This window comes from Allomuricauda sp. TY007, from assembly GCF_010468565.1.
Taxonomy (GTDB): Bacteria; Bacteroidota; Bacteroidia; order Flavobacteriales; family Flavobacteriaceae; genus Flagellimonas.
Map to the genome: position 1 here is coordinate 125058 of NZ_WUEG01000005.1, position 23770 is coordinate 148827.

At 42.7% G+C, this 23770-nt stretch carries 17 protein-coding genes; 1 reads left to right on the forward strand and 16 read right to left on the reverse strand.

The window, feature by feature from the left end; genetic code table 11:
* Positions 1–111 precede the first annotated feature (111 nt).
* The 13 genes from GO009_RS07360 to GO009_RS07420 form a co-directional block, all read right to left on the reverse strand.
* Entirely contained in the window at positions 112–1980 is a 1869-nt protein-coding gene (locus GO009_RS07360) for a SulP family inorganic anion transporter (protein WP_163625560.1), read from the reverse strand.
* Positions 1981–2083: 103 nt separating this feature from the next.
* A complete protein-coding gene (locus tag GO009_RS07365; protein WP_163625561.1) occupies positions 2084–2485 on the reverse strand; it encodes a hypothetical protein in 402 nt (133 codons plus the stop codon).
* Positions 2482–2901 (reverse strand): GreA/GreB family elongation factor, encoded by a 420-nt coding sequence (locus GO009_RS07370; protein ID WP_163625562.1) that lies wholly within the window; start codon positions 2899–2901, stop codon positions 2482–2484. The genes GO009_RS07365 and GO009_RS07370 overlap by 4 nt, the downstream gene beginning before the upstream one ends.
* A 71-nt stretch (positions 2902–2972) precedes the next feature.
* Positions 2973–4265 carry a Glu/Leu/Phe/Val dehydrogenase gene (locus GO009_RS07375; protein ID WP_163625563.1) on the reverse strand — a complete coding sequence of 431 codons (1293 nt, stop codon included), beginning with the start codon at positions 4263–4265 and terminating at the stop codon, positions 2973–2975.
* Positions 4266–4809: 544 nt separating this feature from the next.
* Positions 4810–6132: a sigma-54 dependent transcriptional regulator gene (locus tag GO009_RS07380; RefSeq protein WP_163625564.1), complete on the reverse strand. Its 1323-nt coding sequence runs from the start codon at positions 6130–6132 to the stop codon at positions 4810–4812.
* Between the two features lie 5 nt (positions 6133–6137).
* On the reverse strand, positions 6138–7223 hold the full coding sequence (locus GO009_RS07385; RefSeq protein ID WP_163625565.1) for a sensor histidine kinase: 1086 nt from the start codon (positions 7221–7223) through the stop codon (positions 6138–6140).
* Between the two features lie 786 nt (positions 7224–8009).
* Positions 8010–9086 carry a sulfatase-like hydrolase/transferase gene (locus GO009_RS07390; RefSeq protein WP_163625566.1) on the reverse strand — a complete coding sequence of 359 codons (1077 nt, stop codon included), beginning with the start codon at positions 9084–9086 and terminating at the stop codon, positions 8010–8012.
* Positions 9076–10680 (reverse strand): fibronectin type III domain-containing protein, encoded by a 1605-nt coding sequence (locus GO009_RS07395; protein ID WP_163625567.1) that lies wholly within the window; start codon positions 10678–10680, stop codon positions 9076–9078. Before GO009_RS07395 ends, GO009_RS07390 begins: the two co-directional genes overlap by 11 nt.
* Positions 10680–12050: an aspartate aminotransferase family protein gene (locus tag GO009_RS07400; RefSeq protein WP_163625568.1), complete on the reverse strand. Its 1371-nt coding sequence runs from the start codon at positions 12048–12050 to the stop codon at positions 10680–10682. Before GO009_RS07400 ends, GO009_RS07395 begins: the two co-directional genes overlap by 1 nt.
* A complete protein-coding gene (locus GO009_RS07405) occupies positions 12028–13272 on the reverse strand; it encodes a hypothetical protein (protein WP_239057411.1) in 1245 nt (414 codons plus the stop codon). Before GO009_RS07405 ends, GO009_RS07400 begins: the two co-directional genes overlap by 23 nt.
* Positions 13273–13301: 29 nt before the next feature.
* Positions 13302–14972 carry an alkaline phosphatase family protein gene (locus GO009_RS07410; protein WP_239057412.1) on the reverse strand — a complete coding sequence of 557 codons (1671 nt, stop codon included), beginning with the start codon at positions 14970–14972 and terminating at the stop codon, positions 13302–13304.
* A 9-nt stretch (positions 14973–14981) separates the two neighbouring features.
* A complete protein-coding gene (locus GO009_RS07415; protein WP_163625570.1) occupies positions 14982–16436 on the reverse strand; it encodes a SusD/RagB family nutrient-binding outer membrane lipoprotein in 1455 nt (484 codons plus the stop codon).
* A gap of 19 nt (positions 16437–16455) precedes the next feature.
* Positions 16456–19743 carry a SusC/RagA family TonB-linked outer membrane protein gene (locus GO009_RS07420; protein ID WP_163625571.1) on the reverse strand — a complete coding sequence of 1096 codons (3288 nt, stop codon included), beginning with the start codon at positions 19741–19743 and terminating at the stop codon, positions 16456–16458.
* Between the two features lie 282 nt (positions 19744–20025).
* Here GO009_RS07420 and GO009_RS07425 point away from each other — a divergent pair, with 282 nt between their 5' ends.
* A complete protein-coding gene (locus tag GO009_RS07425; RefSeq protein ID WP_163625572.1) occupies positions 20026–20592 on the forward strand; it encodes an XRE family transcriptional regulator in 567 nt (188 codons plus the stop codon).
* Here the strand turns inward: GO009_RS07425 and GO009_RS07430 are convergent, their stop codons facing one another.
* The 3 genes from GO009_RS07430 to GO009_RS07440 are packed head-to-tail and all read right to left on the reverse strand — an operon-like array spanning position 20593 to position 23634.
* Positions 20593–21267: a phosphonatase-like hydrolase gene (locus tag GO009_RS07430; protein WP_163625573.1), complete on the reverse strand. Its 675-nt coding sequence runs from the start codon at positions 21265–21267 to the stop codon at positions 20593–20595.
* Positions 21264–22436 carry a TIGR03364 family FAD-dependent oxidoreductase gene (locus GO009_RS07435; RefSeq protein ID WP_163625574.1) on the reverse strand — a complete coding sequence of 391 codons (1173 nt, stop codon included), beginning with the start codon at positions 22434–22436 and terminating at the stop codon, positions 21264–21266. The genes GO009_RS07430 and GO009_RS07435 overlap by 4 nt, the downstream gene beginning before the upstream one ends.
* A complete protein-coding gene (locus tag GO009_RS07440; protein WP_239057416.1) occupies positions 22420–23634 on the reverse strand; it encodes a DUF5690 family protein in 1215 nt (404 codons plus the stop codon). Before GO009_RS07440 ends, GO009_RS07435 begins: the two co-directional genes overlap by 17 nt.
* Positions 23635–23770: the final 136 nt, after the last annotated feature.

The window sequence follows — 23770 nt, forward strand, 5'->3', positions numbered from 1 at the left end:
CCGTGCTGTGTCAACTCAGCTATTATATCCATCAATCCATACTAAAGTTTTAACCAAAAGAATACTTACATCACTTATCGCATGCTAAAAAGCATTAAAAAAGATGTTTGGTCAATCAATGAGTCTCCTGTCCTTGCTTTTAATAAATGCCGTACATTCCTCAAAATCATCAAATATTTGATCCTCAGAAACCAATGATGGAATCAAGTTTACCCGCTCCATCATATACTTGGGCTGCTCTTGGACATGTACCAAAAGTACGGTAATACCTTCATTTTTAAGGTCTATCAATACATCCTCAAGGGTATACAGTCCGGATTGGTCCAAATACTGCATCCGATCCATTCGGATTATCACCGTAGAGGCGGTTTTTGGTATTTGTTTGGCCAATTGTTGAAACTCGCTTGTAAATCCAAAAAACAAAGGTCCTTTTAAATGTTTGATGAAGACCTCTTTTTTAAGATGTTCCGGAAAATTGGCCTCGTCTGCCCATCCCTTTTCTTCCGACAATGTTTTGACATCCGACCTTTTGGCCGTTAGGTCGCCCATTTTTTTCATGAACATTAGGGAAGCGATAACCAAACCAATTCCCACGGCATACACCAGATTCCAAATGGAGGACAACACCATAACGACCAACATAATTACCACTTCGGAACTTATCTTAAAAGGTCCGAATTTGACATCTCTGGGCAGGTACGGTATGGCTTTGAGTCCCTTATAATCAATAACCCCAATACCCACGGTAACCAGTATACCGGCAAGAACGGCGGCAGGTATTTTGGATGCAATCGGTCCCAAGGCCAACAATACGACCAATAACAGAATTCCTGCAATCATCCCTGACAGTCTGGTCCTGCCACCGGCATTGATGTTGACCACGGTTCGAATTGTCGCCCCTGCGCCAGGAATACCCCCAAAAATTGCTGCAATACTGTTTCCAATTCCCTGTCCCATCAATTCTTTGTTTGGCTTGTGCTGTGTTTTGGTCATGTTGTCCGCTACCACAGAAGTCAATAGCGAATCTATGGCTCCCAAAAGAGCCAGTGTCAAGGCCGTAAAAACATAGGGAGTTACTGAGCTCAATTTAAATTCACTAAAAATTTCCAGATGGGGAACAGGAAAACCGCTGGGTATTTGTTGTATGGGCCTGTAATCCAGTCCAAACCCATAGGCCACCCCAGAAACGACCAATAGAGCCACCAATGCACTTGGAATAGCGGTTGTAATTCTTTTAAAGCCATAGATGATCACAATAGTGGACAATGCCAAGGCTAGTTCCAACCAATCTATCTGTTGTAAGGCCCTTGGCAATACCTTTATCGTACCAACAACCCCTGAAGCATCTTTATTTGCCAAGGTTTGGGCTTCTCTCTGGATATTTTCCTCGGAGACCTCCCCGGCCCTATCAATGGTTTCTTGAAAATCCTCAAGTACAAGTACCCCTTCATTGGATTCTTCCTGAAGAATATTTTTTAGAATAACCTCTTCCGCCTGGGGTCTATATTGATCCACAAATGCTATATCCTCCTTTGGGTAATAGCCTATGGAAGGTAACATTTGGGTAACAAGAATGATTACCCCAATAGCCGTCATAAAGCCTGAGACCACGGGGTATGGAATATAGCGAATGTATTTTCCAAGCCCTGCAAGTCCCAATATGACCTGTATTAGCCCCGCCAATAGAAACACCAGTAAAATGGCCGGCAATGCTTTCTCAAGATTACCATCGTTTATGGCCACAATACCGGCAACAACAACCATACTAACGGCGGTCATGGGAGCTGTAGGTCCGGATATCTGGGTATTGGTGCCACCAAACAAGGCTGCGAAAAAACTAATGAATATGGCACCGTACAACCCGGCACTGGGTCCCATGCCCGAGCTGACACCAAAGGCCAGCGCCAAGGGCAAGGCTACAATACCCGCAGTAATACCACCAAATAAATCTCCTTTAAAATTGGCAAAAAAATCCTTCATAAAAATGTTGATTGTTTATCTAATCGACCTAAGGCGTAACTATTTTTAGGAAAGCGTATTCTACCCTACCTTCAAATTTGTGCTATTCGCCAATCAGTCCTTGTTATTGAGGTTTTCTGTTGAAGCGTTCCAAAATCTTGGAGAACAGCAACAATTTAATTTGTGCATAGTTTTTTATATGGCCCATATAACCATCGCGATTTTTTTCATGGGTATTGAGGTAATAGGCATCACACTCCATGGTATCGCATTCGAAGGCATTCAACATAGTACGTTCATAACGGTACAATGTTCCCAATCGAAGTTGATTTTCCCTTTGGATCACCAAAAGCCTTTGATGCATTGAGGGATTCCCCAATAACCGTTTTTCCAACTGGATCAAATACTGCAGTTCTTCATTGATCCCTTCCATGGTCTCGGTCCAATTGCTTATTTCCAGTTTGTCCTTTTTACTTATAATCCGATTTATGGATTCATGCAAGTAGGGTCTGTTCACCGATTTCATAGTACACTGTTTAGGTTGATGGACTCATTTTCTTGTTCTATATGCTCAATGGTCAGTTTCTGGTTGCCGGACGGAAATTCCCAAACAATGGAATCCCCTTTGGCATAGCCCATCACCGCGGCCCCCATAGGAGTCAATATAGATATACAGTTGTTCTTCACATCGCTTTTGCTGGGTAGTACCAACTTAAATTTTTTATGCCATCCATTCTCGGAGACAACAGTGATATTTGAATTGAACCGTATCACATCCTTGGGCATATCATCCTGATCTAAGATTTTTGCGGTCTCCAATTCTTCCGCCAACTTCCTTACCGATTTTTTCCATGTATTGTCCAGATGGTACCCAGAAAGGTTCATCAGCCTTTTGAGAAGTACATATTCCTTTTTTTCTATCAACAAACTGCCGTATTTCATAGTATCGATTTTAAAGCATTATGGGTTTTACTGTTATACCTCCAGCTAAACCCTTACATTTTATAGGTCCATTATGGAAATATGCCCCTTTGAACATAGGTATCCTCAAGTCGCTCTATGGCGATAACAAAGGCTGCTGTTCGCATGTCCAGGTTTTTTGTTTTCGTTTTCTGAACCACCTTGTTGAACGATTCCCGCATCTTTCTTTCCAGTTTTTCCAATACTTCGTCCAAATGCCATATTTCACCATTGCGGTTTTGCAACCATTCAAAGTAACTACCTATAACACCACCTGAATTGCACAGGATATCCGGTATGATATCAATACCTCGGTTTAGAAGAATCTCTTCCGCCTTTACATCGGTTGGCCCATTGGCACCTTCCGCGATTAGGCTGGCCTTAATTTTATGGGCATTGTCCACCGTAATCTGGTTGCCCAAGGCAGCGGGAATACAGATATCACAATCCAAACCAAAAAAATCGGTGTTATCAATAGGATTTGCCCCAGCAAAGCCAGAGATACTTCCTTTATTGGCCTTTGCATATTCCAAAAGATTTTCTGGGGAAATGCCCTCTTCGTTATGGATACTTCCATAGGCATCCTGTACAGCGGTCAGTATCGCTCCCTCTTTTTTTAGGAAATAGGCCGCCCAATAGCCTACATTACCAAATCCCTGTACAATGAACTTTTTACCTTTTAAGTCAATCCCTTTGTGTTCCGCCCAAAATTTGATAGTCAGAAAAACACCATAGCCCGTTGCCCGGTCTCTTCCTTCGGAACCACCGGCACCAATGGGTTTGCCCGTGACCACATGCAGATTCTTCGAGCGTTCGTTGGGGGATTTGGTGGACATATAGGTATCCAATATCCAGGCCATCGTCTGGGGATTGGTATTGACGTCCGGCGCTGGGATATCCAGTTCCGGTCCAATATTGTCACCAAGGGCGTATGTAAACCTTCTGGTAATCCGTTGCAGTTCATCTTGGGAATATTTGGTGGGATCCAATTGTATCCCTCCCTTGGCTCCACCATAGGGCAATCCTGCCAAAGAGGTTTTCCAGGTCATCCACATGGCCAAGGCTCTGGCCGCATCAATATCTACAGTAGGGTGGTAACGCAATCCACCTTTGTAGGGCCCTAGAGCATTATTGTGCTGAACCCGGTAGCCTGTGAAAATTTCTACTTCGCCATTATCCATTCGCACTGGAAAATGAACCACAAATTCATTATTGGTAACTTCAAGGATTTTTCTAATGTTGGTATTGAGTTCAATAATATTGGCTGCATTGTTGAACTGGCGCATTACATTGTCCAACATCCCTTGTTTTGGTTGCTTTTTTTTAGATGTTATCGTTGTTGTCATAATTAAATATTTTGGGGTACTGAGCACCTATTTTTCATTGTTTAATACATTTCATCCGAAATCACTATAGTGGCTTCTTTATCATCTTCCAGATAGTGATAGTATTCATTACATAGATTGATATATGATCTTTCTTTTGTCAAAGCACAAAACGATCTGTGAATACAGGTAGAACATAAGCTGCGTACAAATTCGTTCATAAGACTGTTTATTTTTATGGGTTCTTGTTCTTTTTTATCAGTGAATGGGATATAGTGTTTTAATGGGCCGAAAAACCATTATAGGTATTGTAAGTTTCCATATCCCAAAGAGTATCTTATCGTCATTAATGATTTCATATTACAATAGCTCGGGAAGTATTACCTCGACCCGATTGACTTAACAACTATTTGGTACACTACATGGCAAATGGCATGCCTCGAAAGACAAAAAGAAACACACTTTATTTTAATTCCTTATTATCAGCATTTTACAATATTGAAGTGAAGTGCTCAAAAAATAAATACCGGGAGTTTTCTACCCGGTTGGTAAGAAGTTGACCGAATCAATCGAGCTTGTCACGAAGCGTTTTTCGACTAATCTGTAAAATCTCTGCAGCTTTGGTCTTGTTCCCTTTGGCATGGAGTAGCACTCGTTTGATATACTTTCTTTCCATATCCTTTAAGGGCATAAATTCCTCTTCTGGAAAATCTATCTCATATTTTAAAAAGTCTGGTAAGTCCTTGACACCAATTGGGCCATCCGCCATGATTACCGATCGTTGTATGACATTTTCAAGTTCCCTTATATTTCCCGGCCAAGGATAACGTTTCAGTATTTTCAAGGCTTCAGAATCGATTCGCAACAATTGGTCCCTATACTCCATACCGTATTTTTGAAGGAACCGATCCACCAGTAGGGGAATATCGGATTTTCGTTTGCGTAATGGGGGCACCTTTATCTCCACAACGGTCAAACGATAATAAAGGTCTTCCCGAAAGTTTTTTTTCTTGATTTCTTCCAAAAGGTCCATATTGGTGGCCGCAACAATACGTAGATCAACTTTTTCCAAAGTTCTGGAACCGACCTTGGTAATTTCCTTTTCTTGCAATGCCCTCAATAATTTGGCCTGTACATCCAAACAGGCATTACCTATTTCGTCCAGAAAGAGCGTGCCCCCGGATGCCGCCTGAAAAAAACCGTTGCGATTTTGGTCTGCCCCGGTAAAAGCCCCTTTAGTATATCCAAACAATTCCGCTTCTTGCAAGTTATCCGGAATCGCTCCGCAGTTTACTGCAATAAAGGGTCCTTTGCTGTATTTTCCCGAGTAGTGGATGGCCCGCGCCACCAATTCCTTTCCAGTACCACTTTCCCCTTGTATCAATACCGTTGCCCTGTTATCCTTGACCCTATCTATAATGGTAAGAACTTGATTGAAGGTGGTAGAATCGCCCACCATTTCCTTGAACGGCAGATTTTGCGTTCGGGAAAAAGTAAGTGCTCCTTGCTGTTCTTGCCTTTTTTCCAATGCTCTCTCCACGGCCAGTTTGAGTTCTGTTTTTGTAAAGGGCTTGGTCATGTAGTCCATGGCACCGGACTTGAACACTTCCAAGGCACCGTCAACGGATGGGTATCCCGTAACCACCAATTTTGGCATATTGGGGTAATGCTCGTTGGTATACTTTAATAATTGAATGCCATCGACTTCCGGCATTTGAATATCCGTAATCAATAGGTCAATGGAAGTATCCTTCAGTATAAACAAGGCTTCCTTAACCGATATCGCCTTAAAAACATGGTAGTTGAACTCTTTGAGCCTTCTTGCCAACAGTTCCAAAATCTTGATATCATCATCTACAATAAGAATGTTCTCTTTGTTCAATGGCATAAGCATCAATTTGGAAACTCTATGGTAAAAATAGTTCCTTTTGGCACATTGGGCCTATGCTCAATGGTGCCCTTATAACTTTTGATGATACCGTGAACGACACTTAGGCCAAGACCTGTCCCTTCCCCGATCGGTTTAGTGGTATAAAAAGGTTCAAACACCTTGTTTTCCTTATCAGGTGCAATGCCTTCTCCTTGATCGATGATATTAATGATAACCTTTTGCTTCTCGCTAAATATTTCAACCTTGATTTCTCCCCGTATCGGTGAATAATAGGCCGCGTTCATAATAAGGTTGAACATGACCTGGGTCAATTGTACGGTATTGGCACGAACCAGTATGTCGCCGCTAGCATAGGATTTGGCAACCGATAATTGTTTAGCCCTAAGGGAAGGTCCCATCAGGCGTATCACACTGTCCATTACCCTGTTCAGCTCTACCAATTCCATCTGTTGCGGCATTTCACAGGTAAAGAACATAAGTTTTTTGACAATTTCCCTACTGAAAATGGCATTGTCCAAAATCGTTTGTAAATCCCTTCTAGTCTTCGTATCTGTAGTTTCATCCAACAATAATTCGGCAAATCCCAAAATATTGGCCAAAGGAGTATTGAGTTCATGGGCTATTCCAGCGGTAATCTCTCCCATGATATGCAAACGATCATTACGCTCCATCTGCTTTTTCGTTTCTGCTTCGCTATCATGGATCTGCTTACGTTCCATAAAGTTTCCGACTGCAAGGCATACATTTTTTAACAAGGTTCTTTCTTCTCGAAGAAAATCTTCAAGGGTATAGGCAGAAGCTGGATAACCCACGGATATGGTTCCTTCCACCTTATTAAACACAATGACATCACAAGATAGACAGGTCATTTGCTCGTTGAACCCATTGGTTTGCACTTGATATGTACCAATGGATACTACTGCCTCGGCATCCTCAGGAAACTGCCACCCCCTTTTTAAACAATAGGCAATGGTTTCCAAAGAAGTGGACAGTTCGTCGTATCCGGAATTCACAATAATTGAAGTGACCTCGTAGAGACAGGTCAACTCTTTAACCCTTTCCTTTAATTTTTCTTCTGTATTTATCATGGTACTTAAAACTTATTGACCATTAAGTCGCATGGATCCTTTAATTAATATCTTATTTAAATCACACAGCATTTTGAATCTGTAAATTCGTTTCGAAATAAATAATTTCTTGAAACCAACTATCCCTAGGGCAAGCCACAGAGGTATTTTGCTCGTTTCATTTTGATACCAAGGTCAAAAACCGAAATTCTATTATTGGATTCCCGTTTTCACGGGAATGACAGTTGCAACGGAAACCCCGATGCAAGCATGCAGGGAATTCTATTTAATTAAAGAAGAAACCCACCTATTTTCTTTTACATATAGCATATTCGCACTTATCGAAACTGCTACAAAAATAGGCAATAAAAGACTCCTTTATTCTCGTTGCCATTGATATCATTATATCGTAGCAACATTCATGGCAGGAAGAAGTAGAGTTTGTACCATAATGTGGATTTGCCTATCCTGGGATTCGGCAAGTTACATATTAAGGATTTCAAAAAAATGTAAGGGAATCCGTTCGTGTGCAAAATATGTTTAAATAAAGAATTCCTTGAAACCAGCTATCCCTGGATCAAGCCACAGGGGTATTTCGCCGGTTTTATTTTGGCACTAGGGCAAAAAACCTAAATTCTATTATTTGATTCCCGTTTTCACAGGAATGACAATTGTAACGGAAACCCCGATGCAAGCATGCGGGGAATTCTTTTCGATTAAATTAACCTACAGGATGGTTGAATTCAACTACCTATATTGGTCCCTATTATCCTATCCAAGGACGGATAATTGAGCTTCCATTCCAACTCAAAGTTTCAAAGGTTCACCCTTGATCTCTTTGGCAATGGGCATTCCCAATAATTGTAAGACAGTGGGCGCAAGCTGGTTGGTATACAATTGTTTCTCCTGCTCCACCTCGCCCAAGGCCTTAATGCCCTTTCCGAAGACTATCATCCAAACAGCATCGGCTCCCTTTATTTGACTTCCATGGCTCTTCCAAGTATCCAAGGGTTCCGTTCCCCGTCCATGATCCGTGGTAATCAAAAACACGGTTTGGTCCTTATAAAATGTATCCTGTTGGGTGAATTCCCAAATCTCTTTTATCAAGGCATCGGTGTTGTGTGCCGATTTTAAATATGCTTGATAGTCCCCATCATGGGCAAAGTCATCCGTTTCTCCATAGGAGATATATACCAGTTTGGGATGCTCCTTTTTCATATACTCCAAGGCGTAATGATGGGTAAACGCATCCAATCTAACAGAGCTCCACGGACTTGGAATCTGTCGCTGTAGCTGGTTCAAAAACTTCTCCCTTTCGTTCAGCTTTCCCCTAACAGACTCAAATCCTGCATTGACGGGAACCCCTGATCGCTCCTCGTTGATGATGTACGGAAATACATCCCAACTGCCAAAGGCAGCTACTTTACCTTTTCCTTCGGGAGTATTATTGTATCGTTCCAAAATGGTAGTGTTTGGGTTTGGGATTTTATCATTGCTCCGAATGTTTTTATCATCAGCAGTTCCCGTCAAAATTTCGTTGTACCCTGGATAGGAGAACCACATACTATTGGTCAAGTCGACTTTACTTCCCTTATTTCGGTTACCATGTATCTGGCCCATTTTTTCCACTTGTCTCCAGAAAAAGGGCAATAATGCTTCTCGTCGTTCTTCCGCTGTTTCTCGCCAGAAAGCCTCCTTCAACATTTCCGCATCATGCACATAATCCTTGTTACCGATCAAAAGGGAATCCGCTCCCAAAAAGAGTTCCTGCCAACGGAAACCGTCCAATGTAATCAATACCACTTTTGTGTCTGTCTCATTTTGTGCATGGATATTGAGTATTGCTACAAAAGCAGCCATCAAAAATAAAATTCTATTTTTCATTTTCCTGTGGTGTTTTAAATGTTGCTGTTTCGGACCAACCACTCCAGTTCAAGTTTTGGTCACGGTACCGAACCCTCCAATAATAAGTAGTATTGGGTTGTAATCGTTTGGTTTTCTCATCGGTCAAATCGTCCTCTTTTTGACGGTTTTCTTTGTAATACCAGTTTTGGAACTGTTTCCAACTATCCAAATCCAACTTTTTAAAATCCGGGGTTTGGGAAACTTGCCAATGTGCAGCCGCATGGAAAGCACCACTCAGTGGACTTGAAAATTCTCCAGCTTTCAGCATTGCAAATTCTTCATTCACCATTTCATTGTTTATTGGAGAAACCACTTTGGGGGCTTTGGGCTTTTTCTCCAATCGCCAGATGGTAATGCTATCGCGAAGTTCATTGTCCCTTCCTTCAATATTGTTCCCTTGACTTATTCTCTTGATGGTAAATTTTGGATCACTACGGTTTCCGTCCACTTCTACCATTACAAAACCATATTCGTCCTGTGTAACGGTAAACTCATCATAATCCCTGCCTTCGAACTCGCCCCAGTTATCTATGGCGCCACCTGCAGAGGCCACATTGATCCACAAATGTTTGTGATCTCTGGACTGCCCTCTTGAATAGCCATGGGTATGCCCGAAAAAGTGGATACTGGGCTTTCCTGTTTTGGTCGAGAAGGCTTCCAACATTTTTACCACCTTGCCTGTGGATTCTTCCTCGCCCGGAATCCATAGTTCCGATTTGTGCGGATGATGGAGTTGTGCGAACACAAAATCAATGTCATCGTTCTTTTCCGTATCCGACAGCACTTGTTCCAACCATTCATATTGCTCGCGAAGGTCCCGATAACCGTCGTTGGAATTCAAACCGATGATTCGGGTATTTCCATAATCCTTGTACCACCAATGCTCGGCATAGGCCGGCGTTCCATTTTCTGGAAGGCTGAAGTATTTGAAGTAGAAAACGGAATTGCGCTCATGATTGCCCAAAACTGGATATACGGGCACCTCAGCAAAGAGTTTTTGAGCAGGGTCGAAGAAATGTTCTTTCCATTGGTAATATTTGCTGCCGCTCTGCACTAGATCGCCGGGTATCATTACCATGGCCAGATTATCGGGCAACTTACCTCCATGCTCCTGTTCCAAATACTGAAGAACCCCTTGGTTCACGATTTCAGAAAACTTGTTCGGATGCTGACTATCGTATTGCATATCGCTCATGGCAACAATATTGAAAGATTCCTCGTCACTTGAAAAAGGTGGGGTCTTGAATTGATGGATGTCCGATTTTGCTTTTCCCGTTTTTACCCGGTAGTAGTATTCCGTAAAGCGCTCGAGGCCTTCCAATTTCACGGTATGCACCCTTGAATCGGAAAAATTGATATCCTCAGCTTTCCCTGAGGTTTTTTTACCCAATTTTTCCGTGGTTCCCCACTCAACAATGCTTTCTTCCCCGCTAGTGGTCTCCCACATGATTACAATGGAGTTCGGTTCGGCATCTTGAAGATAGGGTTGAACTAAAATTTGGGGCTCGGTTTGGGCTGATAGTTTCATCAAACCCAAACAGCAAACGATAAGTAATTGGTTGATTTTTTTCATTAGGCTATGGCATTGGTTTTTAGAAACGCCTCGTTTAAAATTTCAAAGGCATTTTCCAGTTCTTCCCTGGTTATGGTCAATGGAGGTGACAGTTGCAGTACGTTTCCTTTGGAAACTTTAAAACTTAATCCTTGTTTTAGGCACTCGTACATAATTTCTTCGGCTTCGGCCGTTGCTTTTTCTTTGGTCATTCTATTAGTCACCAGTTCAATGCCCCAAAGCAGTCCTACGCCACGTACATCCCCTATCAAGGAATATTTCCGATGCATTTTGTACAGGGCCTTTTTCATGAATTCCTCATCCTCCTTAACCTTTTGCAGGATGTTTTCTTCTTCTAACACCTCTAAAAGTGTCAATCCCGCCATGGATCCCAACGGACTTTTCTCGTGCGTGTAATGACCAAGTGAGATATGTCCGAATTTGTTGTATTCTTCGCGGGTAACAATGGCGGCCTGTGGAATAATCCCTCCTCCAAGGCCTTTTCCCAAACATAGAATATCGGGTTCTATATCAAAAAGTTCGTAGGCGAACATGGTCCCCGTTCTTCCAAAAGCGATCGGGATTTCATCCAAAATCAACAAAACACCATGTTTGGTACAAAGCTCCCTAGCCGCTTTCCAGAATTTTTTTGATGGAATCTGCACATCGGTATTGCGAATGGTCTCTGCCAAAAAAGCTCCAATTTGATGGTCTTTTTCCAAAACATATTGTAGATACTCCAATGCCTTGTCCTCGTTTCCTTCGAATATACCCCGATAGGTAATTGGTGGCGGAATACGTTCCACACCGGGCATCAATGGTCCCATATGTTCCTGAAAGACCGCTTCACCACCCACACTGATGGCATCCAGGGAGGCTCCGTGGAACGAATCCCAAAACGAGACCACCTTGTGCTTGCCCGTTATGGCCCTGGCCAATTTTAAGGCAATGCCTATGGCCGAACTTCCATTTGGCGTCAACAAGATGCGATTGAGACCTTTAGGCGTATAGGAAGTCAATTTCTCCGCAAATTGAACTGCTGTTTCATTGGCGTAGCGTCTTGTGGAAAACGTCAGGTTTTGTAGCTGTTCCGTTAGCCGTGCAACCAACTTTGGATGCGAAAAACCAATTTGGTGCACATTGTTCCCATGAAAATCGAGGTATTTCTTGCCCGACACACTTATTATATGCGAGCCCTCGCAATTTTGAAGTACATCCAAACAGGGTGTCGACATGGATTGATGCATAAAATATTTGGCATCCTTTTCCAATAGTTCCTTGGTTTCCTCGCTCACTTCGTTCTGCAACCATTGGCTCCGGGCAGGAGTCAGGTTGATGTCGCCTTCCACAACAGATTCTGCGTTGTGCCTATCGCGCTTTGTATGGTCCATGCTTGCTTTTTATTTCTCGCTCTTCGGTGGTATCATCCAGCACGTAAATATCGTAAGAATCGCCGTTGTCGTACACCCGAACAACAATATGTCCTTCTTGACCTTTATATTGATCCAACCTGCCACCAATCACATCTTTGGTGCCTTGTAGCATAATGGTCGAAAAAATATCCCGGTCTCCGGGGTATAGTTCTTTTGATGTTATCCTTCGGAGGACTTCCTCTCCGGGATGATCGGCCGTCCAATTTTGTTGGATCCAGACCCGCGGCCTAATGGTCCGTACATAAAATGGGTTTTGGGAATCCCGGTTCCCATGATGATTCAACGTGGCCACATCCACAGCTCCAATCACGGGTGCCACATGCGACTCCAATGCATCCAAATCTGTTTGCCCAAAGCCATCTATACCCGAAATATCACCTCCAGTATAGTAATTGAATTTCCCATAATCTATTCGGATGACATTGCTCAAAGGATTCTCCCCATGGTATTCCCCTTGCTCAAAAAGGGTATAAAAAGTATCATTATAACCCGCCCAAATAGTACCACTGGAGGCAATGTTCCGTACTGAAAAATCAGGATAATCCGTCGGATGTTGTTGTAATACAATTTGATGGTTGCTGCCCACCTGCAAGGCTTCGTTTTTCAACCCTACTTTTTCCGATTGGTAATCGATAAATTTCCAATACTCCTTCAAGGTAGGAATCATTCCATAGTTATCCTTGGAAAATCGCTCTTGGGATTGCACTTTTCCATCCTTCAGGTTGACGGGAAATTCAAATCCACGATCGATCAATGTATTGATCGGGATCAAAGTGCCCACTTCCATGATTCCCGTAAGCTGATATCCTCCAAGAGCTATTTTTCGCAAGGAATCGACCTCACCAAAGTGATCGTCGTGGTAATGGGTGATCAAGGCATAATCCAGTTTTCGTTCTTGTTTTGTGGGCAGGAATTGGTCGATATAATCCACAATCCATTCAGGTGCCGTTTTGGACCCATTGGGAACCAGCTTTGCATTTCTGCTCGAGGTGGTCCTTGCATGTGTTTCGGACATATCGCCGGCATCCACCAACAAGGTCGTGCCATCGGGGAAGATCATAAAAGCAGCATCTCCCCTACCCGTATTAATGTGGTGGATATCCAAAAAACCAGGTTCCCAATCGGGCAATTGTTGTTTTTGCCCATGTGAAAATTGTATCATTAAAATGATGATGAGCATAAAAGGGTTTTTAAGGTTGAAATGCATACTCATTTCTTTCTATACAATTGATTTGCTGGAATAATCTGTTTTGGAATATCGGGACCTGAATACTTTACATCCAAATGATAGCCTCCACCTCCATTGAAAAATTCAACGCGCACCAAATGCCTTCCTTCGGATAACTTCAAAGAACCGCTGCGTTCCCTAACGCCATGGTCGCCATCGTTGTCCACGATTTCAGAACCGTTCACAAATAGCCTGCTCCCATCATCACTATTGGTAAAAAAAGTATATTTCCCTGCTTTCTGAACTTCCAAATAACTTTCAAAAACCACAGCTACTTGTTCTTGGGGCATATCATCAAAAAGCGCCTGTTTATGTGAGAATTCGGTAACAAAACCCTTGTAAGTAGGGTTCAGAGATGTAAAGTCGGGCAGCTTTTCTATACCGCCCACTTGGTACACCTGAAATTTCACAGGGTCTTGTTTGCTCTCCGATAGAATTCTAAAGCTTCCTTCGGCAACGGTACTCGCCAATCGGTCGTTCTGAAAAACACCAGCTTTGATAATATTTGTCTCCTTTAGATAAAAGGTATCTTGGTAAACTTGACTGTTTCCCAAGGTGGGCACATTATTGCCAATGGTATATCGAATCTCCCCAATATTGTTCGGGTTCTGCATGACCACAGCCACAGAATCCGCTTTAAAAACTCCTCCGGCCGGCTCAAAATAGCCTGCATCCGGAAGAATTTTGGGGGGCGTAATTTGCTCTTTTCGCTTGAAGATCAGTTTTGGGGCTTCATTTCCTACAAAAGCGCCCTTTACAGGTCGGCCTATCCAAGATTGAGGTGTTTGTAACCCCATGGCGTAGGCAACGGTCGGCGCATTATCGTATTGGTAAACGGTTTCTTCAATCTTGTAGCCTTTTTTGATGCCCGTTCCATATAGGATGAACGGAATTTCCATTTCAGCCAAGCTTTCGCCTCCATGACCAAATCCCAATCCTCCGTGATCTGCGGAAACAATGAACATGGTTTTCTCAAAGATTCCAGCTTGTTTGGTGGCATCTACGATTTCTGCAATCAAGGAATCAGCCTTTTCCACGGATTTGTAATACTCAGGGCTTCCGTGTCCCAAAGCATGACCTGCATGATCCACATGATCAAGGTGCACAAATGTGAATTTTGGCGTATGTTCTTTGATATAGTTTACAGCAGCTTCGGTGGTTTTATCCTCGTGGTCCCCATCAATATCAAAATCCACATCAGCTTTTTCGAACAAGCGTCCGAACCCGTCCCAATCGTAGATGGCCCCTACATGAGCTTGGGGTTGCTGATCTTTAAAAAGTGTGAATATCGTTGGAAAAGCACCGTTTTCGGTAACCACAACGGGGGGCAACTGATGATCGAACTTTTCCCAGCCATTAGAGGTCACCCCATGTTGTTCGGTATCGGCACCCATGATCATGCTGGCCCAATTGGGGCTGGAACTGGATGGAAGTACCGACCTGGCGTGCATGGTAGCGGCTCCATGCTGAACCATGGAATCCAAGGTTGGGGTATTTGCTTTTTGAATTCCGTCGGGACTCATCCCATCTATTCCAATGACAACAATGTGATCAATTCCCTTTGGAGTATGTTTCTTTTTGGAGGAACAAGACCACAGGAACAAAATTCCCGTGGTCATGATCATTGCTTTATGAAGTTTTCCTTTAAACATTGCTAAACCCTAGTTTTCCCACCAAACCTTGGTGGTTATCTGGTCTCCTCCTATCCTGTTGGAGGCTTCCGAATAGTTTGCGTTGTTCAAAGATTCCTCGTTACTAGGATATTCGAATCTACTTGGGTAGACATCGTAGAAAGCATCCGGTCCTGGCTCAATGGTTGATGGGAATCCAGTTCTTTTATACTCTATAAATCCTTGGTAATCCGTGTAGAACAAGTTGATATACTTCTGGGTCATGATGGTTTCCAAACTATTGTCGAAAGCAACTCCTGCGCTTGTCAAATAATCAGTTGGTAATTCAACTCCCCAATATTCGAAGTTGGCAGTAACCCCTTCTTCATAAAATGTTTGGGCATCGGCATTGATCCAACCTCTTTGGGCCGCTTCGGCCAAAATAAACTGCACTTCTGAATATAGCATCAATCTGGCTTGGTTGGTGTTGGGCTGAAAGTAGAAATAATCGATATTGAATTTTGATAGGAATGCATCCCCACCTTGATAAGTGTATGCGGGTCCGTCCACAACTCCATTCAACATACCAACAATCTTTGGGGATTCTTCTTCCACCGAGTTGGCCGTTGGATCGGCAAAGAACTCCAATCGAGGGTCGTTCAAGTCTTTCAACATGGTCACGAAATGCTCTGAAATCCTGTATTCGTTATAAGATCCCACACGATAAACGGACTCTTCGGTTACCGGGTGTGCATCTGGATTTGCTGCCAAAAATGTAAGAGCCGCATTATCCCCATTGGATTCCATAATCGGGAATTGGCCCGGGTTTCCATAAATCTCGCTTATTACCCCAGACGCAACCGACGGAGAAACTTCGCTTAATCGAAGTGCCAAACGCATCCTGAGTGAATTGGCAAACTTTCTCCACATGTCCACATCGCCATCAAAAAGTAAATCTCCTTTGATTTGTGTCAAATTTGAACCTGATAGAAGCGTGTTTGCAGCAGCAAGCTCGGAAAGCATTGATGTGTAAATGGCCTCTTGTTCATCGTACATCGGTGTGTAGTTTTCCTCACTCGCCTGATTTACCTCGGAGTAAGGCACATCGCCCCACATATCGGTCAAGATACTGAAAGCCCATGTCTGCATGATCTTGGAAACGGCAACATAACTGTTCAAATCGGTCTCACTGGCCAATTTTTCCAATTCCTTGGCATCTCTAATCGTATAGTAATAATTGTTCCATGCCCCGCTCTGATCTCCCCAATCAAACAAATCAAAAGAGGTAAATACAATTCGGGCTCCATATTGCCCCATAAGGTTACCTTCGCTCCAAGATCCACTTACAGCTTCCCTGATGGACCTTCTTTGAAGATTGGTCAAAAGAAGTTCGGGGTTTTGGTTGATGTTCAAGGCAACATCCGGGTTCTCGTTGCTCACGTCAAACTTGTCGCAAGACCACAGGGTCATCGCAAGTACTGTCGCTATTAAAAATATCTTTTTCATGTTGTTATTGTTAACCTGATTAAAATTCTACGTTGATTGCAAATCCTAAGCTACGCGTGGTCGGTACGGTGGCATTTTCCACCCCTGGCACATAGCTTCCGCTCCCGAAGGACAATAGTTCTGGATCTCCATGGTTGAAATCCTTGGCCCACAACCAAAGGTTGGTCCCAATCACTGAGAAGCTCAATTTTTTAATATCGTCTCCCTTGAACAATTTGGTCGGGAAATCGTAGGTCAATCTGGCTTCTCTCAGTTTCACAAAAGTGGCATCGTAAATACCTTCGGTATCATTATCCCTTCTGTATCTGTTGTTGTGGTATGCATTGGCAGGCACAATGACGTCGTTGGGCACATATTCGCCATCTTGTAGTTTTACACCATCTCCGATAATACCATCTGTTTGGGTGATACCATTGTCATCGGTATATGAAAGACCTGAGTCGGTAATACCCGGATGAGGCCCTCCGTATTCTGGCGAACGGCCCCAAAGTGTTTCCACAACATTACCGGAAGTGGCAGCGATCAAACGGGTTCTGGACAATAGTTCTCCACCTTGTCTCCAATCAAACAAGAAATTAAGTGAAAGGTTTTTGTAGGTTATGGTATTGTTCCAGCCCAAGGTAAAGTCCGGATTAAAGTTTCCAACTTTTCTCAAGGTATTGTCCTGCTGTACCAAACCTTCGTTAAAGATGACTTCTCCATAATAAGGACTGTTCTCATCTTCCACTTTTACCAAACCTGTTCCCCACATATCGCCAAGGGAGCCTCCTTCTTCTGCAATAAGTGAAATACCATTGCCTCCGTACTGATATCTTTCAACTCCGTCGGCCAATTCCAGAACCTTGTTTCGGTTCAAACCAAAATTGAAAGAAGAATTCCAGTTGAAGTCCTCGTTGCGAATTGGATTAACTCCCAACATGATTTCCAAACCTTGGTTACGTATTTTTCCCGCATTGATGGTTCTTGCGGTTTTACCAGAGGTAATCGGCAAATCAATATCCAAAATCTGGTTTTTGGAAACTGTGTTATAGTAGGTAGCATCCAGCGACAGCTTATTGTTGAAGAACCTCAAATCGGTACCGAACTCATATGATGTCTGAATCTCTGGTTTTAAATCAAAGTTTGGCAATGTATTGGAAGGGCTAGCCGTTGGATTATCACCCACCGGTGTTCCCAAGGCGTAAAAATCGGAAAGCCTGTAGGCATCGGTATCGCTACCAACCTGTGCCCAACCACCCCTAAGTTTGGCAAAGCTCAACACATCCTGATTTCCAAAATTGAACAAGTCAGAAAGTACCACACTCAAAGATGCGGATGGGTAGAAATAGGAGTTGTTCTGCTCTGGCAAGGTAGACGACCAGTCATTACGGGCCGTAAGGTCTAAGTAAATACTATTGTTCCATCCCAATTGGGCAAATGCATACAAGGAGTTGATTTGCTTTTCGGGACGGCTTGTACGCTGAACCAAGGCTCCATCCACATTGGATAAAGAATAGATACCAGGTATCAAAAGCTTGTTGGCCATCACGGAGTTAAAGTGGTTTTTCTGTACCATTCTATTGCCACCAAAGTTGGCGTTTACATGGAATTTATCGGTAACATCCTTATCAAAGGTCAACAAGAAATCCAAGTTGGTCTCTTGAAAGTTGATTTTATCTTCCCTGTACTGACCGTTTGGAAAACGCTGCGTAGAATACGCTCTTTTTATGAATCTGTATTCAGAGAAGAAATCACGCCCTCCTCTTACCATGAATTTAAAGTCATCACTGATGTCATAAGTAGCAGAAAGATTTCCTATGATCCTATCCTTTGCCAAACCATTTGTATTCTCGTACATGGTAAAGTATGGGTTGTCGTGGTAATTATAGTTGTAGTTAAACTGTTGGAAGCCTTCCAGACCATCTTGCCAGTAGTTTCTTAAACTATTTACATTGACCTGTTGCCCCCACCACATGAACAGATACATCACAGATTCGGTACCGTAACCATTCACATGGCGGTTATCCGAGTCCGAACGTATATAATTGATCTTGGATGATACCTTTAATTTATCGGTAATTTGATAATCTCCCGAAGCAGATATAGTATTCCTCTTGATATCCGTATTTGGAACAATACCCTTGTTGTCCAAGTTGGTATAGCTTACTCTGTAATTTCCGTTATCGTTAGACCCGTAGAATGAAACCGTATTGATCAAGGTTCTACCGGTTTCCATAAATTCTTCTGCGGGATTTCCTCCGTACACAAAAGGTGTTGGGGTAATGGTCCCTCTTCTATCTAAATCGACCCCAGAAGAACCAAGTACATAATCCAATCCGTGAACATCACCACCACGAAGACCGTTGGATGTTGGGGAGTCGTGCTGCGCACGCAAGGTACCGTCCAAAAGCGGGCCCCAGGATTCATCCACACCATCGTATGTACCACTTCCGTAACCATCTACAAAGGAGAAATCAAAGTTTTTACCTTGACCATATACGCCTTGATATTCCGGAGCTTTCAATACACTCTCAAAAGTGGTCTTGGAACTAAAACTCACTCCTCCTTTACGACCTCTACCGGATTTAGTGGTAATGATGACCGCACCGTTCGCTGCTCTGGAACCGTAAAGCGCTGTTGCATTTGCACCTTTAAGTACGGATATGGATTCCACATCATCCGGGTTGATTTCGGCTGCACCATTACCATAATCCAAGTTCATGTTGGAAGCACCGCCCAACGTGTTGGTCCTTGTGTCAGTATTGTTGTTAATTGGGATACCATCCACAATAAACAATGGTTGGTTGTCACCTTGCATGGAGGAATATCCCCTGATGACGACCGATGAGGACTGTCCAGGTCCCGTACCGTTGGTAACCACCTGAACACCTGCCGTTCTACCGGACAAGGTACTTACGGTGTTTGTACTTGTGGATTGTGAGATTTCCTCTCCTGCAACTTTTTGAACGGAATATCCCAAGGACTCTTCGTCCCGGGTAATGTTCAGGGCAGTTACGACAACCTCTTCCAACTGCTGGGAATCTTCTTGCAACACTATGGTTGCCGTATTTTTTCCAGTAGTGTCAAAATCTAAAGGGATATAACCTATATAGGAAACTACCAAGGTTTCTCCTCCCTGGGGCAACTCTATTTCAAAGTTCCCATCAAAGTCTGTAGCAACACCCACGCTACTACCTTTTACAACAACCGATGCCCCAGGCAAGGGCACGTTGTTCTCGTCAACCACCTGCCCTGTAAAAGTAACTTGGGAATAACCAATGATACTTACAGTAAAGGCAAGTAAAAACGTTAAGATTGATTTTTTCATTTGTTGAGTATTTGTAAAATTTGGTTAATTATTTATCAACAAATATCCAACACAAGAGTTAAGGCAGCCCTTTAAACAGATTAAAAAAATGATACGGAAAGGTTAAAAGAAACACCTTAATGTTATGTAAACATTATTTACAAATATGCAATTTTTAAAAATCGCTGCGAGCACCAGTTTTTACAATATATCCTAGTGTTGTAGTGGATTAACCGATTTTTTTACTAATCTTGATTGACCGAATAATATTATAAATACTAAACATTATAAGCACGTATACAAATGGAAGATTACCTCATCGGTATTGGAAAAAGAATCAAACAAATTCGCAAGAACAATAAAAGGACCATAAACGATATTGCCATCAGTGCCGGAGTAACGGCCGGGCTTATTTCCCGTATTGAAAATGGACGAACCATACCTTCCTTGCCTGTGTTTTTGAAAATAGTGGGGGCCTTGGAAACGGAGATGACGGATTTTTTTGATGGCATTCCCAGGGCAAACGGCCAGGTTTTTTTAGTGACCCGTAAAGATGAGCAATCCATCATAGAAAAAGAAGACGAAGCTGTCGGGTTTACCTATAATTACATTTTTGGCAAACAATTGAACTCCGTTGGTTTTGAAAGTGTGCTTTTGGAAGTGGAACCCAACTCGGAACGGGAGAAAGTGGTTACCGATGCCTTTGAGTTCAAATATATTCTAACGGGAGAGTGCTATTACGAGATAGGTGACCAAGAAGTACTCTTAAAAGAGGGGGATTCTATATTTTTTGACGGCAGAATCCCCCATGTTCCAATTAATAGGGGAAAGATTCCCTCTAAAATGTTGGTGGTGTATTTCTTTATCTGATCAAGGAAACAACTGCTCGGCCAAATCGGACAAGGAATCCAAGATCATGGAGGGTTCAGCGGTTGCCAATTGTTCACGGGTCTGCGCTCCGGTCAGTACCCCTACAGTCCAACCACAGTTTGCGTTTTTGCCCTCTTTAATATCAATTACGGAGTCACCAGCCTTCAATACTTTTTCCGAATCTGTAATTTTGAACATCGCCATGGCTTTGTCTATCATTTCCGAAGATGGCCTTCCTTTGACCACATCATCTGCAGTTATCAAGGCATCAATCTGTTCTCCTGGCACCCAGCCCAGTTTGTTTAAAAGCGATTTTGCCGTTTTTTGATCGTACCCCGTGTTGAGAACCACCTTCACATCCTTGGACTTCAATAGTTTAAAGAGTTCCTCGACACCATCATAAGGAGTTACATCTAAATTGGCATAGGCCTCTTCCAACATTCCTTTAAAATCTTCAAAAACTGCCTTAGGTTCTACCCCGGTTGTTTTGGTTTCTTTCAAGATATCGGCAATAGCCTTGAATTTTTCCTTACCTGCCCCAAATTCGAGAACGGTATCCAAAGAAACCGCTACTCCAGATTTGGCCAGAGCAGCCCTAACGGTTTTATACACCACATTGTCCTCGTTCACCGTGGTGCCCGCCATATCAAAAACGGCCAGTTCTATTTTTTTCATAAATTGATTTTCTGCTTATTAAATATAGAAGCAATATTTTTTTTCGAGAATCCGGCACTGCCTGTCATTCCCTTTCCACCGATTCCCGTTACAATATGAATATTGTCATCAATGGTTTTTTGAAAAATATCACTGTTCTTGCATTGTGAGTACATCCCGTACCATCTTTTTTGTATTTGATAGGTGGGCAGGTCGATTATTTTTTTGGCCTCCTCGATCATAAAATTGTCAATATCCACATCTAGGTCATACCCCAAATCTTCAATTTTGGCCGCATCGGCATACTGGTGGGAATCCCCTAAAATTACCGAGCCATCGGCTGCTTGTTTAAAAAGAATATGTACACCCCATTTTTTTTGAAGGCTTTGCTTTGGTTCATTGGCCTTGATCCTCGCAAAGGAAGGACATTCGTGAAATGCCTCGTACCGGCGAATGGACCATCCTGTAAGAATCGAACCTTTCAGCTCGTAGTTTTCTTGTGGTTTGGTCTGCATCATTTGTAATTTGGAAACTTCAAGATTGCTGGATGCAAAGGTCTCCGGGTAAAGGTTTTTAAAATCCGCTCCGTTGCATATAATCACCTTTTTGCCATAAACTACTTCGCTTTTTGTATTTTGGACCGTCACCCATTCCCCATCGGATTCACAGGAAACAACAGGAAAATCAAATTTGATGTCCAGCCCTTTTTGTGCCACCAAATATTCTTGGAGCTTATGGATCATGGTTCTGGGTTCTACGGTAACCTCTTGTGGGAAAAACAATCCCGCTACCACGTAATTCTTTCGGAGTCCAGGGTATTTTTCCAAACATTCTTGCTTAGTCAGCATTTTGGAGGTGTAATCGTTTCCGCTGTTTATGGCCCTGAGCTCTACCAACAATTGTTCCTCCTCTTCATTGGATGCCAAGTACACCGTTCCGTTCTGACGGATACTGATATCGAACTGCGATTGAACCTCTTTATATATTCGAAGGCTTTCACGTCCAAATTTTTGCCATTTGGTATTCATGCCCGAAGGAACCACTTGTCCAAAATTTTGGGTGGTCGCTCCCTTGGGATAGGCATCTTTTTCCACCAAACATACTTTTAAACCCAATTCCAGTGCATGATAGGCATGAAAGGTCCCTAAAATACCGCCACCTATAATAACGGCATCAAATCTTTTGTCCATAATCCAGTTGATTGTTGAATTGTTCCTCTTTGCGGCGAGAGGCAAAGTGGATGAATAGAATTATCGTGCTACAAATGCCAATGCAGGCAACCGCATAGGTACCGTAAACAAAAAAGTTGAGCCAAGACAGGTTGCCCTGTCCAAAGTTTTTATAGAGCAATACCAAAACACTGCCCACATACCCAAAAGCATCGGCTATATAAATAAGAAAACCTGAATTTCCCTTTACCTTGAACGTGGCTATAAAACGGTCAAAAAAGAGACAGTTGAAAGGCACATAACAAATGTACAGACCAAAACCGGTACATACCATCCAGACAAAGGGATCTAATATCCTCGTTTGAAACATAAGGGTGCTCGCGGCCAAAACCACCGTTCCAAGAATCAGTAATATATGATAGGTAAGCAAAGCTTTGAAGTTGTCCTTGATATAAAAAATGGCCCCTATGATCAACAGCACCACTATGGCGATTATGATTTCCGAAGTGGAAAAAACAGAAACATCCCCTTTATACCCTATACTGTCCCAAAGTTCCCTCGCGAAATTGTCCCTGAAATCTCTGAAAGCCGTCAAAAATGTGTAGAACAACACAATCAAAAGCAGTGGAAAAAGAAACTTCTTGACCAAGTTTTTTCTATCCGTAGCGGTCATTGGAATCCGCTCTGTTCTGTTGACAATATCTTCCGGGGTGGGTGGCGGCACCCGCTGTAAGAGATAGGAGCATATCAAAAGTGGAACAAAGAAAAGCGCTCCAGTTACCGATGGCATCCAAAATTCACTCGCTCCCCAAGAATTCATCACAAAGAGTCCAACTGATTTTACTACCCCGCTGGACACAATAAAGCTAGCGGACAATACTACTCCTAAAATATCTGTAAAACGCCTTCCCTCTATATAAGAAAAAACAATTCCCCAGATCATTCCCAAAGGAAACCCGTTAAGGAACATAAAGGGAATATTGTAGGGTGCGGGCACCCATGCAAAGAGCAAAAGGGAAATTTCGGCCAGTACAATAAGGGAAATTAGGTAAAACAACCTTCGATTGGGTTGAAGTTCGGAGATGACCTTTATTCCAACAAATTTGGAAAGCGCATACCCCAAAACCTGAGTGATGACCAATAGTATTTTGTAATCCACTCCCATAAAAGCCAGCCCATCAAAAGTGGCCACAGAAAATGGTTTTCTAAAGGCATACATGCAAAAATAAGTGCCAAAAGCAGCCAGTGAAGCATGCAGAACAAATAAGAATCCTGGCCGCTTGGCGACCGTACCTTTATTAATCAAAGTTTACAAATAATAAAATTATGTTTAAAATTACTCAAATTTCAAGAAA